Source organism: Arenimonas malthae CC-JY-1, assembly GCF_000747075.1.
Lineage (GTDB): Bacteria > Pseudomonadota > Gammaproteobacteria > Xanthomonadales > Xanthomonadaceae > Arenimonas > Arenimonas malthae.
Genome location: NZ_AVCH01000093.1, coordinates 23,363 through 38,486, shown reverse-complemented (window position 1 = coordinate 38,486; position 15,124 = coordinate 23,363). Strand labels below are relative to the sequence as shown.

General features: G+C 71.8%; 15 protein-coding genes. 8 read left to right on the top strand and 7 right to left on the bottom strand.

The genetic code is table 11. The annotated features are described in order from the left end of the window. The 3 genes from N790_RS16305 to N790_RS16775 form a co-directional block, all read left to right on the top strand. Positions 1-607, top strand: a 607-nt coding sequence (locus N790_RS16305) for a hypothetical protein (RefSeq protein ID WP_043801601.1), incomplete at its 5' end; no start/stop codon positions are given. A gap of 96 nt (positions 608-703) precedes the next feature. Next, a complete protein-coding gene (gene dxs, locus N790_RS05100; RefSeq protein WP_043801599.1) occupies positions 704-2,605 on the top strand; it encodes a 1-deoxy-D-xylulose-5-phosphate synthase in 1,902 nt (633 codons plus the stop codon). Between the two features lie 72 nt (positions 2,606-2,677). Beyond that, the gene (locus N790_RS16775) at positions 2,678-4,480 is read left to right on the top strand and encodes an OmpA family protein (RefSeq protein WP_052385702.1); all 1,803 of its coding nucleotides are present in this window, start codon (positions 2,678-2,680) and stop codon (positions 4,478-4,480) included. Here N790_RS16775 and prmC read toward each other — a convergent pair whose 3' ends face one another. From prmC to ahpC, 4 genes are all read right to left on the bottom strand, one after another. Then, positions 4,481-5,293, bottom strand: a complete 813-nt coding sequence (prmC, locus tag N790_RS05090) for a peptide chain release factor N(5)-glutamine methyltransferase (protein ID WP_425388024.1) — start codon at positions 5,291-5,293, stop codon at positions 4,481-4,483. A 23-nt stretch (positions 5,294-5,316) separates the two neighbouring features. Continuing rightward, entirely contained in the window at positions 5,317-5,883 is a 567-nt protein-coding gene (locus N790_RS05085; protein WP_052385701.1) for a Pycsar system effector family protein, read from the bottom strand. A gap of 67 nt (positions 5,884-5,950) precedes the next feature. Next, positions 5,951-7,546, bottom strand: coding sequence for an alkyl hydroperoxide reductase subunit F (gene ahpF, locus N790_RS05080; protein ID WP_043801594.1), 1,596 nt, complete (start codon positions 7,544-7,546; stop codon positions 5,951-5,953). A 140-nt stretch (positions 7,547-7,686) separates the two neighbouring features. Then, positions 7,687-8,250, bottom strand: coding sequence for an alkyl hydroperoxide reductase subunit C (gene ahpC / locus N790_RS05075; protein ID WP_043801591.1), 564 nt, complete (start codon positions 8,248-8,250; stop codon positions 7,687-7,689). A gap of 165 nt (positions 8,251-8,415) precedes the next feature. Between ahpC and N790_RS05070 the strand changes: the two genes are divergently transcribed. From N790_RS05070 to N790_RS05050, 5 genes are all read left to right on the top strand, one after another. Further along, positions 8,416-9,375: a LysR substrate-binding domain-containing protein gene (locus N790_RS05070; protein ID WP_043801590.1), complete on the top strand. Its 960-nt coding sequence runs from the start codon at positions 8,416-8,418 to the stop codon at positions 9,373-9,375. A 96-nt stretch (positions 9,376-9,471) separates the two neighbouring features. Then, the gene (gene rnk / locus N790_RS05065) at positions 9,472-9,885 is read left to right on the top strand and encodes a nucleoside diphosphate kinase regulator (RefSeq protein WP_245593742.1); all 414 of its coding nucleotides are present in this window, start codon (positions 9,472-9,474) and stop codon (positions 9,883-9,885) included. Positions 9,886-9,922: 37 nt separating this feature from the next. Next, positions 9,923-10,342, top strand: coding sequence for a rubrerythrin family protein (locus N790_RS05060; protein ID WP_043801586.1), 420 nt, complete (start codon positions 9,923-9,925; stop codon positions 10,340-10,342). A gap of 21 nt (positions 10,343-10,363) precedes the next feature. Beyond that, on the top strand, positions 10,364-11,041 hold the full coding sequence (locus N790_RS05055) for a DUF3501 family protein (RefSeq protein WP_245593741.1): 678 nt from the start codon (positions 10,364-10,366) through the stop codon (positions 11,039-11,041). A gap of 50 nt (positions 11,042-11,091) precedes the next feature. Then, positions 11,092-11,739 carry a hypothetical protein gene (locus N790_RS05050; RefSeq protein WP_052385700.1) on the top strand — a complete coding sequence of 216 codons (648 nt, stop codon included), beginning with the start codon at positions 11,092-11,094 and terminating at the stop codon, positions 11,737-11,739. Position 11,740: 1 nt separating this feature from the next. Here the strand turns inward: N790_RS05050 and N790_RS05045 are convergent, their stop codons facing one another. From N790_RS05045 to N790_RS05035, 3 genes are read right to left on the bottom strand one after another with little or no spacing between them, the layout of a single operon-like run. Further along, a complete protein-coding gene (locus tag N790_RS05045; RefSeq protein WP_425388023.1) occupies positions 11,741-12,370 on the bottom strand; it encodes an adenine phosphoribosyltransferase in 630 nt (209 codons plus the stop codon). After that, positions 12,261-12,911 carry a glutathione S-transferase family protein gene (locus N790_RS05040; protein WP_043801582.1) on the bottom strand — a complete coding sequence of 217 codons (651 nt, stop codon included), beginning with the start codon at positions 12,909-12,911 and terminating at the stop codon, positions 12,261-12,263. Before N790_RS05040 ends, N790_RS05045 begins: the two co-directional genes overlap by 110 nt. A gap of 9 nt (positions 12,912-12,920) precedes the next feature. Next, complete coding sequence (locus N790_RS05035) at positions 12,921-15,113, bottom strand: GGDEF domain-containing protein (protein ID WP_043801580.1); 2,193 nt, start codon at positions 15,111-15,113, stop codon at positions 12,921-12,923. Positions 15,114-15,124: the final 11 nt, after the last annotated feature.

Sequence of the window (15,124 nt, the reverse complement as noted above, 5' to 3'; positions counted from 1 at the left end):
GCCGGCCCCCGAGCCCGAACCGCAGCCGGTCGTGGCCGCGGCGCCGCCGGCCGACCCGCGCCTGGCCGATTACCTGCGCCCCGGCGCCCTGCCGGGCCCGGTGAAGCTGCAGCTGCCCGACGCGCCGTTGCTGGTGCTCGACCCCGGCAAGCAGGCCTACCTCGGCGGCGCAGCGCTCAAGCCGCTGCTGCCCTACTGCACCGCCATCGTGCACCCGGCCGATTTCACCCCCGTGGACCCGGCCGAACTGCCGGCGCTCGCCACCCAGCTCGGCGGCAGCCACCCCTTCTCGCGCCTGGCCTGGATCTGCGCGCTCGGCGGCGGCAACGGCAGCCTGGCCGCGGGCTACAACCCGAACGACCGCTACAAGCTGCTCAAGTGGCCGCAGACCGAGCGCGAGTTCCCGCGCCACTTCCGCATCGCCACCGTGATGATGAAGGGCCCGGCCCTGCTCACCGAGATCGCCGAACTCAGCGGCGCCGAGCTGGCCGAGGTCATCGACTTCGTCAACGCCAGCCTCGCCGTCGGCGTGGCCGAGCCGGACGTGGCCGTGGTGGCCGCGCCGGACGCCGCCAAGGGCGGCCTGCTGGGGCGTTTCCGGCGCTAGGCCGCGTGTGGACCGGCTGAACGCCGGTCCGCTTCGCCTTGCCCCCACCCGTGGGGTGCCGGACAATTGGGTCCTGCCCCCACGCACGATTTCCGAATGGACTCACAGCGCTATCCGCGCCTCTCCCGCATTGCCGTCCCGGCCGACCTGCGCCAGTTCCCCGAAGCGGAACTGCCCGCCATCGCCGACGAGCTGCGTGCCTACCTGATCGAGGCGGTCAGCCAGTCGGGCGGCCACTTCGGCGCCGGCCTGGGCGTGATCGAACTCACGGTGGCCCTGCACTACCTGTATGAAACGCCGGAAGACCGCCTGGTCTGGGACGTGGGCCACCAGTGCTACCCGCACAAGATCCTCACAGGCCGCCGCGACACCATCCACACGGTGAAGCAGAAGGACGGCGTGGCGCCCTTCCCCAAGCGCGACGAAAGCGAATACGACACCTTCGGCGTCGGCCACAGCTCCACCTCCATCTCCGCCGCGCTGGGCATGGCCATCGCCGCCCAGGCGAAGGGCGACGACCGCAAGGTGGTGGCCGTGATCGGCGACGGCGCGATGACCGCCGGCATGGCCTTCGAGGCCCTCAACCACGCCGGCGGCATGGAGCCCGAACCGAACCTGCTGGTCATCCTCAACGACAACCGGATGTCCATCTCCGAAAACGTCGGCGGCCTGACCAAGATGCTCGGCCGCATCTCCGGCAGCAAGACGCTCAACGCCCTGCGCGAAGGCGGCAAGAAGCTGCTGGGCGACAAGAACCGCCCCGCCGCGAAGTTCGTGCGCCGCTGGGAAGAACACTGGAAGGGCATGTTCGTGCCCTCCACCCTGTTCGAGGAAATGGGCTTCCACTACACCGGCCCCATCGACGGCCACGACGTGCCGGCCCTGGTGGCCACCCTGCGCACCCTGCGCGGCCTGAAGGGCCCGCAGCTGCTGCACGTGATCACCACCAAGGGCAAGGGTTACGAGCGGGCCGAAGGCGACCAGATCGAATACCACGCGGTCGGTCCCTTCGACCCCAGCGTGGGCGTGGTGAAGAAGCCCGGCCCGGCCAAGCCCACCTACACCCAGGTGTTCGGCGACTGGCTGTGCGACATGGCCGCCGCCGACCCGCTGCTGATGGGCATCACCCCGGCCATGCGCGAAGGCTCGGGCCTGGTGCGCTTCAGCAAGGAATTCCCGGAGCGCTACTTCGACGTCGCCATCGCCGAGCAGCACGCGGTGACGCTGGCCGCGGGCATGGCCTGCGAAGGCGCCAAGCCGGTCGTCGCCATCTACTCGACCTTCCTGCAGCGCGGTTACGACCAGCTGGTGCACGACGTGGCGCTGCAGCAGCTGGACGTGCTGTTCGCGATCGACCGCGGCGGCGTGGTCGGCCCCGACGGCGCCACCCACGCCGGCAGCTTCGACCTCAGTTTCCTGCGCTGCGTGCCCGACATGGTGGTGATGGCGCCGGCCGACGAAAACGAATGCCGCCGGATGCTCAGCACCGGCTACCGCCACCCCGGCCCCGCCGCCGTGCGCTACCCGCGCGGCACCGGCCCGGGCGTCGCCGTGCAGCCTTCGCTCGACGTGCTGCCGATCGGCAAGGCCGAACTGCGCCAGCGCGGCGGCCGCATCGCCCTGCTCGCCTTCGGCGCGGTGCTGCCGGCGGCCGAGAAGGTCGCCGCGGAGCTCGGCCTGACGGTGGTGAACATGCGCTTCGTGAAGCCGCTCGACCGCGCGCTGCTGGTCGAGCTGGCGAAGACGCACGAGGGCTTCGTCACGCTCGAGGACAACGTGGTCATGGGCGGCGCCGGCAGCGGCGTGGCCGAGCTGCTGGCCGCCGAGGGCGTGGTGCTGCCGATGCTGCACCTGGGCCTGCCCGACGCCTGGCAGGAACACGCCAGCCGCGAACAGCTGCTCGCCGAGGCGGGCCTGGACGCCGACGGCATCCGCCGCGCCGTGCTGGCGCGCTGGCCGGCCCTGGCCGGCGGCCCGTCCCGCGCCGTCGGGGGCTGATCCGGGCGCGCCTTCCGGCGCGCCGCCGCTTTGTTAGAGTGGGCCACCCCCCGGTTGCCGGAGTGAGTGCCCATGTGCCTTGCCCGCGTCGTTCCCGCCCTGGTCCTGGGCGTGTTGCTGTCGGCCTGCGGGGGCGAACCCGCCCCCGGCGACACCGCCGCCCCGGAAACGGCCGCCTCGCCGGCCGCCCCCGCGAATCCCCCCGCCGACGCGCCGCCCGACGACGCCGACGAACCTGCGGCACGCCAGGACGACGGCTTCGCCGAAGCCGACGCCCTGCCCACCGAAGGCGCCGCCGACCTCGACGACATCGCCGACCTGCCCTTCGGCCAGGCCATCGCCGACGCGGCGCGCGCCGCCGGCGAGGAGGAATTCAGCCCCGACAGCCCGCCGCAGGCGGTGGGCCCCGCCCCCGCCGACCCGCAGGCCGAACTGGCCGACGCCAGCGCCGAACTCGAGGCGCAGAAGGCGCGCATGGCCGAGGTGATGGCCGCGATGCAGGCCCTGGCCGCCGCCGGCAACGACCCGGAAAAACGCGCGGCCGCGATGGAGCGCGTGAAGGCTTCGCAGCGCGCCGTGCGCGACGCCCGACTGCAGGCCGACTCCGACCGGCGCGCGGCGAAGCTCGAAAACCTGCCCGAGCAGTGGAAGCAGACCTACCGCACCGAACGCGACGGCCCCGAGGCCGACCTGCTGGTGCAGGTGGGCGACATCGACAACCTGGGCTTCGGCTGGCCGAACGGCTTCGACCCGTTCACCGGCAAGTCCACGCCGGTGCACCGTTTCCCCTACCTGCCCGAGGCCGACGACCCGCCGGGCACCGACCGCATCATGGTGGTCAGCGGCTACGCCGGTGGCGATGGCGCGCACCGCGACGGTTACACCTACGAAACCCAGCGGCCGGGCAACCAGCCGCAGCCGCTCACCTTCGAGTTCGACGCCAGCGGCATCGAGGTGAAAGCGGTGGCGCTGCAGCTGTTCGTCGACGACTTCCAATCGAAGCGCATGGGCAGCCGCTTCCGCGCCTGGCTCGACGGCACCGAGGTGGGCGACCTGGCGGTGACGCTGAACGCGCTCGACCAGACCGGCCCGATCGGCAAGCTGCTCACCCTGCAGCTGCTGCCCGAGTACCTGGACCTGGTGCGCGACGGAAAGCTGGTGGTGCGCATCGACGACCCCGACAACGACGCCGGCGACGGCTACGCCTTCGACTTCGCGCGCCTGCTCATCAACCCCAAGGGCTACAAGTACACCGGCACCGTGCGCGGCATCGCCGTGGACACCGAAGGCGGTCGGCCGCTGGCGGGCGTGCTGGTCTCGGCCTCGAACGTGCGCCAGGCGCAGACCGACGCGCAGGGCAAGTTCACGCTCGAGGACGTGCCCGCCGGCCTGGTGGTGACCACCGGCAGCAAGCCCGGCTACACGCCCGACAGCGAAGCCGAGGATCTCATCGCCGGCGAGGCGCTCGACCTGGTCCTGGAGCTGGCGCCGCTCAAGACCGACAGCGGCTCGCTGGCCGAGCAGCTCGAGCGCGAACGCAAGGTGGACCTGTACGGCATCTACTTCGATACCGCCAAGGCCACGCTCAGGCCGGAATCGGAGGCCACGCTCCAGCAGGTGCTGGGCGTACTGGAAGCCGACCCGCCGCTGCGCCTGGTCATCGCCGGCCACACCGACAGCGAAGGCGGCGACGCCTACAACCAGTCGCTGTCCGAACGCCGCGCGGCGGCGGTGGTGGCCTGGCTCACCGGCAAGGGCATCGCCGCGGAGCGGCTGTCTTCCGAGGGCCTGGGCGAATCGCGGCCGGTGGCCGACAACGCCAGCGAAGCCGGGCGCGCGCTCAACCGCCGCGTCGAGGTGCGGCTGGCGGACTGATCAGCCCAGCCACTGGCCCAGCGTGACGCGCTCGCGGCGCTCCAGGTCGCGGGCGCTGGCCACGTGCGCGAAGCCCTGGGCCTGGAACAGCGAACGCACCGCGGCGCCTTGCTCGTGCCCGTGTTCGACCAGCAGCCAGCCCCCGGGCAGCAGGTGGTTGGGCGCGCCCGCGGCGATGATGCGGATCGCGTCCAGCCCGTCCGGCCCCGAAGCCAGCGCCGAGCGCGGTTCGTAGCGCAGGTCGCCCTGCTGCAGGTGCGGGTCGTCGTCGGCGATGTAGGGCGGGTTCGAGACGATCATGCGGTACACGTCGCCGGCGACCGGCTCGAACCAGTCGCCCTGCAGCAGGCGCAGCGGCAGGCCGGCGTCGGCGGCGTTGGCGCGCGCCACGTCGAGCGCCGCGGCGCTGACGTCCACCGCGCTCACGTCCACCAGCGGCCGTTCGCTGGCGATGGCCAGGGCCACCGCGCCGGTGCCGGTGCCGAGGTCGAGCACCTGGCCCATTTCATCCACCGGCAGGCGTTCGAGCGCGAGTTCCACCAGCAGCTCGGTTTCCGGGCGCGGGATGAGCGTGTCGCGGGTGACCGCCAGCTCCAGCGACCAGAAGCCGCGGTGGCCGGTGATCTGCGCCACCGGTTCGCCGCCCTCGCGCCGGCGCAGCAGGGCGTCGAAGGCGCGCGCCTCGCCGGGGTCGAGCACGTCGCCCGAATGCGCGTAGAACCAGCTGCGCGGCCGCTGCAGCGCGTGCGCCAGCAGCAGTTCGGCCTCCAGCCGCGCCTCGTCGCCGGGCAGGCGCGCGGCGGCGTCGCGGATGGCGTTGGCGAGGGTCGTCACCGTCAGCCGGCCAGCAACTGCCAGCCCTGCACGAAGCAGGCCAGCAGGAAACCGCCGAGGAAGAACAGGTAGGACAACCGCAGGTAGCGGTACTTGTGGTGCGCCAGGTACCAGCCCAGGGCGTAGGTGTCGCGCGCCATGGTTTCGTACACCGAACCGTCGGACTTGAGCGCGCCGGCGATCTCGGTGAGGAAACGTTCGCGTGGCAGCTCGGCGAAGTGGCCGAAGAACATCAGGTTGAACTGCGGCGGGATCTGCCCGTCCTTGAGCTTTAGCGGCCGGTACTTGGGCAGCACCGCCAGCACGGCCAGCAGCAGCGCCAGCATGGTGAAGGCCGCCAGCGTGATCGAGGCGTTGCGCAGCATCGGGTCGCTGATGCGCCCCAGCACCAGCGTCAGCGTGATCGAGGACATGGTGATGATGATGTTGGCCTTGGTGTCGGCCATCGTCGACAGCGACACGTGGTGCTGCTGCATCGTGCGCAGCAGGCAGTCGCCGGTGTTGCGTTCGGGGATGGCCGCGAACAGGCGATCGATGTCGCTGGCGGCACCGGGTTCGACAGGGGGCATGGCGCGGTCCTCCGGGGGCCGCGCCATGATAGCGCGCCGGCCCGGGGGCCGGCTCCGGGGCCGGGGCTCAGGCCGCCGCGACCGCCGCGGTGGCCGCGGGGGCCGGCGCGGCGTGGCGGATCAGGTAGTCGAAGGCGGCGAGGCTGGCGGTGGCGCCGGCGCCCATCGCGATGACGATCTGCTTGTAGGGAACGGTGGTGGCGTCGCCGGCGGCGAACACGCCCGGCACCGAGGTGCGGCCGTGCGCGTCCACCACGATCTCGCCGCGCGGGCTCAGTTCCAGCGTGTCCTTGAGCCACTCGGTGTTCGGCAGCAGGCCGATCTGCACGAAGATGCCCTCCAGCGCGAGCTGGCGCACTTCGCCGCTGGCGCGGTCGCGCAGGGCCAGGCCGGTCACCTTGCGGCCGTCGCCCAGCACCTCGGTGGTCTGGCCGTTGAGCACGATGTCCACGTTCGGCAGGCTGCGCAGCTTGCGCTGCAGCACTTCGTCGGCGCGCAGCTTCACGTCGAACTCCACCAGGGTGACGTGGGCCACCACGCCGGCCAGGTCGATCGCCGCCTCGACGCCGGAGTTGCCGCCGCCGATCACCGCCACGCGCTTGCCCTTGAACAGCGGGCCGTCGCAGTGCGGGCAGTAGGCCACGCCCTTGTTGCGGTACTCGTCCTCGCCGGGCACGCCCATCTGCCGCCAGCGCGCGCCGGTGGACAGGATGACGCTGCGCGAGAACAGGCTGGCGCCGTTGGCCAGCTTCACCTCGACCAGGCCGCCCGGCTCGGCGGCCGGCACCAGCGCCTCGGCGCGCTGCAGGTTCATCACGTCCACCTCGTTGGCGCGCACGTTGGCTTCCAGCGCCGAGGCCAGCTTCGGGCCCTCGGTGTGCTCGACCGAGATCAGGTTCTCGATGCCCATCGTGTCGAGCACCTGGCCGCCGAAACGCTCGGCCGCCACGCCGGTGCGGATGCCCTTGCGCGCGGCGTAGACGGCCGCGGCCGCGCCGGCGGGGCCGCCGCCGACCACCAGCACGTCGTAAGGCGCCTTGGCGCGGATCTTGTCGGCTTCGCGCGCGGCGGAGTTGGTGTCGAGCTTGGCGACGATCTGCGCCAGGTCCACCCGGCCCTGCTCGAACACCTGGCCGTTGAGGAACACCGTCGGCACCGCCATCACCTCGCGGCGCCCGACCTCGTCCTGGAACAGCGCGCCGTCGATGGCCACGTGACGGATGCGCGGGTTCACCACCGCCATCAGGTTCAGCGCCTGCACCACGTCCGGGCAGTTCTGGCACGAGAGCGAGAAATAGGTTTCGAACTCGTAATCGCCCTCGAGCGCGGCGACCTGCGCCAGCAGCTCCTGCGATTCCTTCGACGGGTGGCCGCCCACCTGCAGCAGGGCCAGCACCAGCGAGGTGAACTCGTGGCCCATCGGCAAACCGGCGAAACGCACCTGCACCGGCGTGCCGGTGCGCACGATGGCGAACGAGGGCTTGCGGGCGTCGTCGCCGTCCAGGCGCAGGCTGATCTTGTCCGAGAGCGCGGCGATGTCGGCCAGCAGCGCCTGCAGCTCCCGCGACTTCTCGCCGCCGTCGAGCGAGGCGACCAGTTCGATCGGCATCACCAGCTTCTGCAGGTAGGCGCCGAGCTGGGTCTTGAGGGTTTCGTCAAGCATGGCATGGCTCCGGGAAGGGAAAGGGGAAGGAAACTTGCGGTTGCGGCCCCGCGGGGGCGGCAGGCGAAAGGTTCCGGGCGCGCTTGTGGAAACGCCCGGGCGGTGGGGCCGCCCGGGCGTCGGAAACACCGCGGGCCTGCTTAGATCTTGCCGACCAGGTCCAGCGACGGCGCCAGGGTCTTCTCGCCTTCCTTCCACTTGGCCGGGCAGACCTGGTTCGGGTTGGCGGCGACGAACTGCGCGGCCTTGAGCTTGCGCAGGGTCTCGCTCATGTCGCGGGCGATGGCGTTGTCATGGACTTCCATGGTCTTGATCACGCCGTTCGGGTTGATCACGAAGGTGCCGCGCAGGGCCAGGCCCTCTTCCTCGATGTGCACGCCGAAGGCGCGGGTCAGGGCGTGGGTCGGGTCGCCGACCAGCGGGAACTTCGCCTTGCCCACGGCCGGCGAGGTCTCGTGCCAGACCTTGTGCGAGAAGTGCGTGTCGGTGGTGACGATGTAGATCTCGGCGCCGGCGGCCTGGAACTCGGGGTAGTTCGCGGCGGCGTCCTCGACCTCGGTCGGGCAGTTGAAGGTGAAGGCGGCCGGCATGAAGACGACCACCGACCACTTGCCCTTCAGGGAGGCATCGGTCACTTCGACGAACTTGCCGTTGTGGAAGGCCTGGGCCTTGAACGGCTTGATTTCGGTGTTGATGAGGGACATTTGAAGCTCCGGTTGTGGTGGGGAGGGTGAATCGAAGTTGGGATAATGTTAGGCAGAACCTATCGCCGTGTGAAATCGTTTTGCTCAATCATGGCGATAGCCCCAGCCTATTGAATTCTGCGCTGCGTATTGCGTTCGACTATTCCATAGGCTATAGCCATCGCCATGAACCTTCGCGACCTGCGTTACCTGGTGGCCCTGGCCGACCTGCGGCACTTCGGCCGGGCGGCCGAGGCCTGCCATGTCAGCCAGCCGACGCTGTCCACCCAGATCCGCAAGCTCGAGGAGGAGCTGGGCGTGTCGCTGGTGGAGCGCGCGCCCCGGCACGTGATGCTCACGCCGGCCGGCCAGGACATCGCCCTGCGCGCCCGGCGCGTGCTGGCCGAGGTGGAGCAGATGCGCGAAACCGCCCGCCGCACCGCCGACCCCGAGGCCGGCAGCGTGCGCCTGGGCCTGTTCCCCACCCTGGGCCCCTACCTGCTGCCGCACGTGGTGCCGCGCATACGCCGGCGTTTCCCGCGGCTGGAGCTGCTGCTGGTCGAGGAAAAGACCGAAACCATCCTGCACATGCTGCGCGACGGCAAGCTCGACGCCGCCGTGCTGGCGCTGCCGCTGCACGAGGACTGGACCGAGAGCGAGTTCCTGTTCGAGGAACCCTTCCTGCTCGCCGTGCCCGAAGGCCACCCGCTGTCGGGCCGGCACGACCTGACCCTGGCCGACCTGGGCGACCAGCACCTGCTGCTGCTTGAGGAAGGCCACTGCCTGCGCGACCAGGCCCTGGAAGTCTGCGGCCTGGCCGGCGCCGGCGAGAAGGAAGGCTTCCGGGCCACCAGCCTGGAAACCCTGCGGCAGATGGTGGCCGCCGGGGTCGGCGTCACCCTGCTGCCGGTGCTGGCGGTGAAGCCGCCGGTGCCGCCCTCGGCGAACCTGCGCCTGCTGCCCTTCCGCAACCCGCCGCCGAGCCGGCGCCTGGCCCTGGTGTGGCGCAAGAGTTCGGCCATGGCCGCCTTCCTGCACGACCTGGCCGGCGAATTGCGCGACCTGCCGCACGACCTGCTGGCCCTGCCGGACACCGGTGCCGACGCCCCCGCGCCCCGGGCCGCCAGGCCACGCGCCAAGGCTTGAAGCCCCGTCCGCCGCGGGCTAAGGTGGTCGCCACAACCTGTTGATCCCCGGGCGGCTCGCCAAGCGTGCCGCCCGTTCACTTTTTTGGAGTCCGCCGTGTCCCTGCCGCCGCCGATCACCGTGTCCAGCCGCGACCTCGCCCGCCTCGAGGCCCTGCTCGATTCCCCGGCCCTGCGCCACCTGCCCGCCGCCGAGGCCCTGGCCGCCGAGCTCGAGCGCGCCACCGTGGTGGAGCCCGCCGACATGCCGGCCGACGTGGTCACCATGAACTCCACCGTCACCTGCGTGGACGAACTGAGCGGCGAAACCCACCGCATCACCCTGGTCTATCCACACGACGCCGACGTGCTGCAGCAGAAAGTGTCGGTGCTGGCCCCGGTCGGCAGCGCCCTGCTGGGCCTGTCGGTCGGCCAGTCCATCGACTGGACCGCGCCGGGTGGCCGCCCCCTGCGCGTTCGCGTCACCGGCATCAGCTACCAGCCCGAGGCCGCGGGCCACCCGCAGCGCTAAGCTGGCCGGGCCCGCGCCACACGAGGAAGACACCGCCATGGCACTGAAAGGCTCCCGCACCGAAGCCAACCTCAAGGCCGCCTTCTCCAGCGAGGCGCAGGCCAACCGCCGCTACCTGTACTTCGCGCAGAAGGCCGACATCGAGGGCCTGGCCGACATCGCCGCGGTGTTCCGCTCCACCGCCGAGGGCGAAACCGGCCACGCCCTGGGCCACCTCGAATACCTCGAGGCCTGCGGCGACCCCGCCACCGGCCTGCCCATCGGCGACACCGCCAGCAACCTGCGCTCGGCCATCGCCGGCGAGACGCACGAATACGCCGACCTCTACCCGGGCATGGCCAAGGCCGCGCGCGACGAGGGCTTCGACGAGATCGCCGACTGGTTCGAAACCCTGGCCAAGGCCGAACGCTCGCACGCCAACCGTTTCCAGAAAGCCCTGGACGAGCTGGCGGCCTGAGCCGCGGCCCGGTCGCCGGCGATGCGCGACGACACCTTCCCGGCCCGGCGCGACGCACTGCGCGCCCGCCGCCACCTGGCGCTGGTGCACTCGGACGATTCAACCAGGATTCGCAGGATGGAAAAACTCACGCGCGCCGACCTGTTCACGCTCGAGGCCTACGCCGAGGCCCGCGACGGCTTCCGCGCGCGGGTCATCTCGCACAAGCAGGCGCGGCGCGTGCCGCTGGGGGCGAACATCAACCTGCTGTTCGAAGACCGGCTGACGGTGCAGTACCAGGTGCAGGAAATGCTGCGCATCGAGCGCATCTTCGAGGCCGGCGCCATCCAGGACGAACTCGACGCCTACAACCCGCTGGTGCCCGACGGCGCCAACCTCAAGGCGACGATGCTGATCGAATTCCCCGACCCGGAAGAACGCAAGCGCGAACTGGCGCGCCTGGGCGGCATCGAACACCGGGTGTATGCGCAGGTGCAGGGCCAGGGCCGCGTGCCGGCGATCGCCGACGAGGACCTCGAGCGCAGCGAAGGCGGCAAGTCGGCGGCGGTGCATTTCCTGCGTTTCGAATTCGCGCCGGCGGCGATCATGGCGCTGCGCGCCGGCGCCGCGCTGGCCTTCGGCATCGACGACGCGCGCCTACCGCTCGAACTGGCCGTGCCCGAAGCCACCCGCCTGGCCCTCCTGGCCGATTTCGCCTGAAGCTGCCGCCGGGCCTGTTCGCCGCGCCGGGCGCCGGCTAGGCTCGTCGCATGAACCGCTGGACCTGGCTGCTGATCGCCGGCGCGCTGGCCGCCCTGCTCTGGGCGGCGGGCAGGCACCCGCCTGTCGAAACGCCCCTTGCCTCGTCCGGGCAGGCGTTCGACTGCCGCCTGCCCGGCCCGCTGCCGGCGTCCGAAACCGAGGAGCCGCTGCAGGGACCGGTGCCCGAGGGCGTGGGTGAATTCCGGCTCGGCGCCTACCGCGTCCGGCCGCTGGCCGGCTTCAGCCTGCAGGCGCGCGTGCTGGGCCGCGAGGACTACCGCTTCGACCGCGGCGCCGAACTCGCGCCCACCGACCTGGCCCTGGGCTGGGGCCGCATGGCCGATCCGGCGCACTATTCGCGCCTGGACATCTGGCAATCGAACCGCTGGTACCGCTACCGCTGGGGCGGCGACGGCCCGCCGCTGCCGGAGCAGGAAATCGCCCGCTCCAGCGCCAACATGCACCTGGTGCCGGGCAATGGCGCGGTGGCGTCGGCGCTGTCGCGGGTCGAACCCGACCAGCTCGTGCGCCTGCGCGGCTGGCTGGTGGAGGTGCGCGGCGAGGACGGCAGCGTGTGGCGTAGTTCGCTCAGCCGCAACGACACCGGCGACGGCGCCTGCGAGCTGATCTACGTTTGCGAGCTGTCCGCCGAGTGAGTCAGTAGCGCAGCGTCGCCAGCAGCGGCGATTCCCGCCGCCAGCGCGCCCGGCCGCCCAGCGCGGTGAGCTCCAGCAGCACCGCGGCGCCGGCCAGCGTGGCGCCCAGGCCTTCCACCAGTTCGGCGGCCGCGGCCAGGGTGCCGCCGGTGGCCAGCACGTCGTCCACGATCAGCACGCGCGCGCCGCCGGGCAAGGCGTCGGATTGCGCCTGCAGGCGGTCGTGGCCGTATTCGAGCGCGTAGCTCACTTCGTGCACGACGCCCGGCAGCTTGCCCGGCTTGCGCAGCGGCACGAAGCCGATGCCCAGCTCGCGCGCCACCGCCGCGCCCAGGATGAAGCCGCGCGCCTCGATGCCGGCGGCCGCGTGCAGCCCGGCCCCGCGCCAGGGCGCGGCCATGGCCGCCACCGCGGAACCGAAGGCGGCGCCGTCGGCCAGCAGCGGGCTGAAGTCCTTGAAATGGACGCCAGGCTTCGGGAAATCGGGGATGTCGCGGATCAGGCGGGCGAAGTCCATGCCCTCAGGCCTCGTCGGCGCCGACGCGTTCGGTTTCGGCCAACCCGGCGGCCACCCATTCGCGCATCGCCGGCAGGGCGTAGATGGCGTCGACGTAGGCCCGTGCCGTGGCATCCATCGGCACGCCGTAGCCGCGGAAGCGCACGCAGACCGGCGCGAACATGGCGTCGGCGATGCCGAAGTCGCCGAACAGGTAGTCGCCCTGCCCGGCCGCGGCGCCGCGCAGTTCGCGCCACAGCGCCTGCACGCGGTCGATGTCGCGCTGGGCGGCGGCGTCCCAGTGGCGTTCGCGCGGCACGCGGCGCACGTTCATGGGCAGCTGGCCGCGCAGCGCGCCGAAGCCCGAATGCATTTCCGCCGCCGCGCAGCGCGCCACCGCGCGCCGGGCCAGGTCTGCCGGCCAGCCGCGGCCGCCGAGCCAGCGCTCGTTGGCGTATTCGCAGATCGCCAGCGAATCCCACACCGCCAGTTCGCCGTCGCGCAGCGCCGGCACGCGGCCGGTGGGCGACCACTGCCAGACCTTCTCGTGGAACTCCGGGGTGTCCAGCGGCAGCCGGACCTCGTCGAAGGGCACGCCGAAATGGCGCAGCAGCAGCCAGGGCCGCAGCGACCAGGAGGAGTAGTTCTTGTTGCCGATGACCAGGGTGGTTGCCATGTGCCTCGCTCAGCTGAAGATCTGGTTGCCGCCGTTCTTGGACGCCACCCGCGCAGCATTGGCGGCGCGTTCCACCAGGCCGGGCACGTTGCGCTCGTCCGGGCCGGCCTGGGCGATGCCGACGCTGATCGACAGCATCGGCGCGATGCGCGGGTCCACCACCATGTGCGACACGGCCTCGCGCAGGCGGTCGGCGTATTCACGCGCCTGCAGCAGCTTCTTGCCCGGGGCCAGCACCATGAAGCCCTCCGGGCCGCTGCGGCCGATCAGGTCGCCGTGGCTCATTTCCTCGCGCAGCATCGTGGCCACCGGCCGCATCGCCGCCACCGCCGCCACTTCGCCGCCGGCTTCGCGCAGCGAGGGTAGCTGGTCGACGACGACGTAGAGCAGGCAGAACGGCGTCTGCTTCAGGCGCGCGATGTCCATCAGCTGCTGCAGGCGTTCGCGCAGCGGTTCCTCGCGGAACACGCCGGTGCCCGGGTCGGTTTCGGCCTGACGCTGGGCGCTGACCGTACCCGAGGCTTCCTCGCCGGCCACCACGGCCACGGCGGCGAATTCGGCGCACAGCGCCAGCTCGGAATCGCTGTAGATCACGCCGTCCGGGCGTTCCACCAGCAGCGCGCCCCAGCCGGGCTTGGGGATGGGCAGCGGGATCACCGCCAGCTGCACCTTCTCCAGCGGGCCCTCGGGGCCGTCGAAATCCATGCCCACCTGCTGCGGCGCCTTGAGCTTGCTCAGGTTGCGCAGCAGCGTGGTGCGGTCGCGCAGCAGGTCGCGGTAACGCGGTTCGGCCGCCTTGGGTTCGACCTGCAGCAATTCCTCGCCGTCGGCATGCTCACCCACCACCGCCGACGAATCCTGCGGCAGCACCGCCTTCAGGCCGTCGAGCAGGCGCCGGTAGGCGATCCAGGACACGTCGTCGTCGTCGGCGTGCTCGAGGCCGTGCTGCAGGCTCTTGATGAGCTTCTCGCGCGCGGCCGTGATCTTCTCCTCGGTGCTGGGCTCCGGCGGCGTGGCGCGGCGCCGGATGGCCCAGCGCTGCAGGCGCGCGCGGGCCCAGGGCAGGCCCAGGTACTGCGCCATCAGCGCCGCCAGCAGCAGCTGCCAGCCGTGCAGCGTCCACCAGTTCGCCGCCAGCACCTGGTGGTCGGCCAGCACGCGCACCAGCACCGCGCCGCCCATCGCCAGCAGAGTGAGCAGCGGCGCCCAGCGCGTGCTGCGCGAATCGAGCACCAGCATGAACAGGCAGGCGACCAGGGCCACCGGATAGCTGAACCAGGCGACCCACTGCAGCGTGGTAGCCGTGGCCGCCGGCAGCGTGAGCGCGAACAGCGCGCCGGCCACCAGCACCCAGCCCAGGCCGCGCATCCAGCCCACCAGCTGCGGCGCCGACTTGGACAGGCCGCTGTAGTGGCGCGTGGCCAGCACCACCGGGCCGGCGCCGAGCAGGAACAGCGCCTGCGGCACGATCGCGCCAAGGCCCGAGAGCAGCGCCACCTCGGGCAGCGAATACAGGTGGCCGTTGATGCCCAGGCAGGCCAGCCAGGCGCAGAACGCCGCGCCGCCCACCGACAACGCGCCGGCGCGGGCGTCCTCGGCGTGGCGCACCAGCGACAGCACCGCCACCAGCAGGAACAGCAGGTAGGTCACGCGGAACCAGAATCGCGCGCTGGCGTTTTCGGCGCGCGCCGCGTCGGCCTCGCGCAGGCGCACGTGCAGGCCGCCCATCACCTGGCCTTCGAGCTCCAGGTAGAGCTCGGTGCGTCCCGACGTGCCTTCGGGCAGGGGCAGTTCGAAGGTGGCCGGCCAGGGCGCGCGTTCACTGGTGCGGCGGAAGAAGCCGTCGCGCGCGACCACCTCGCCGGGCGGGTGCACGCGCAGGCGCAGCTGGTCGAGCGGCACGCGCACCACGCCCAGGCGCCACTGGCGGCCGTCGGCGGGCAGTTCGGTGCGGATGCGGACCCAGAGCACGTGGCCCTCGCGGGCCGTGAACGGGAAGCCCGGCGTCAGCACGGGCGTGAAGCCGGGCTGGGCGCGGCCGCTGAGGATGTCGTCGAGGGTGGTGAGGACCGGCGTCTCCATCACCGCCAGCTCGAGCACCGGCTCGCCGGCTGCTCCGGCGGCCGGTGCCTGGGCCCGCGCGGGCGGGCCGGCGAACAAGAAGGCGGCGGCCAGGACGATGGCGCCGATACCCGTGGTCAAGGCCCATGCGG

Excerpts from the sequence above, each read along its gene's own strand:
- dxs (WP_043801599.1), top strand. The coding sequence starts at position 704 with ATGGACTCACAGCGCTATCCGCGCCTCTCCCGCATTGCCGTCCCGGCC.
- N790_RS16775 (WP_052385702.1), top strand. The coding sequence starts at position 2,678 with ATGTGCCTTGCCCGCGTCGTTCCCGCCCTGGTCCTGGGCGTGTTGCTG.
- N790_RS05085 (WP_052385701.1), bottom strand. The coding sequence starts at position 5,883 with ATGCCCCCTGTCGAACCCGGTGCCGCCAGCGACATCGATCGCCTGTTC.
- ahpF (WP_043801594.1), bottom strand. The coding sequence starts at position 7,546 with ATGCTTGACGAAACCCTCAAGACCCAGCTCGGCGCCTACCTGCAGAAG.
- ahpC (WP_043801591.1), bottom strand. The coding sequence starts at position 8,250 with ATGTCCCTCATCAACACCGAAATCAAGCCGTTCAAGGCCCAGGCCTTC.
- N790_RS05070 (WP_043801590.1), top strand. The coding sequence starts at position 8,416 with ATGAACCTTCGCGACCTGCGTTACCTGGTGGCCCTGGCCGACCTGCGG.
- N790_RS05060 (WP_043801586.1), top strand. The coding sequence starts at position 9,923 with ATGGCACTGAAAGGCTCCCGCACCGAAGCCAACCTCAAGGCCGCCTTC.
- N790_RS05055 (WP_245593741.1), top strand. The coding sequence starts at position 10,364 with ATGCGCGACGACACCTTCCCGGCCCGGCGCGACGCACTGCGCGCCCGC.
- N790_RS05050 (WP_052385700.1), top strand. The coding sequence starts at position 11,092 with ATGAACCGCTGGACCTGGCTGCTGATCGCCGGCGCGCTGGCCGCCCTG.
- N790_RS05045 (WP_425388023.1), bottom strand. The coding sequence starts at position 12,370 with ATGCCACGGCACGGGCCTACGTCGACGCCATCTACGCCCTGCCGGCGA.
- N790_RS05040 (WP_043801582.1), bottom strand. The coding sequence starts at position 12,911 with ATGGCAACCACCCTGGTCATCGGCAACAAGAACTACTCCTCCTGGTCG.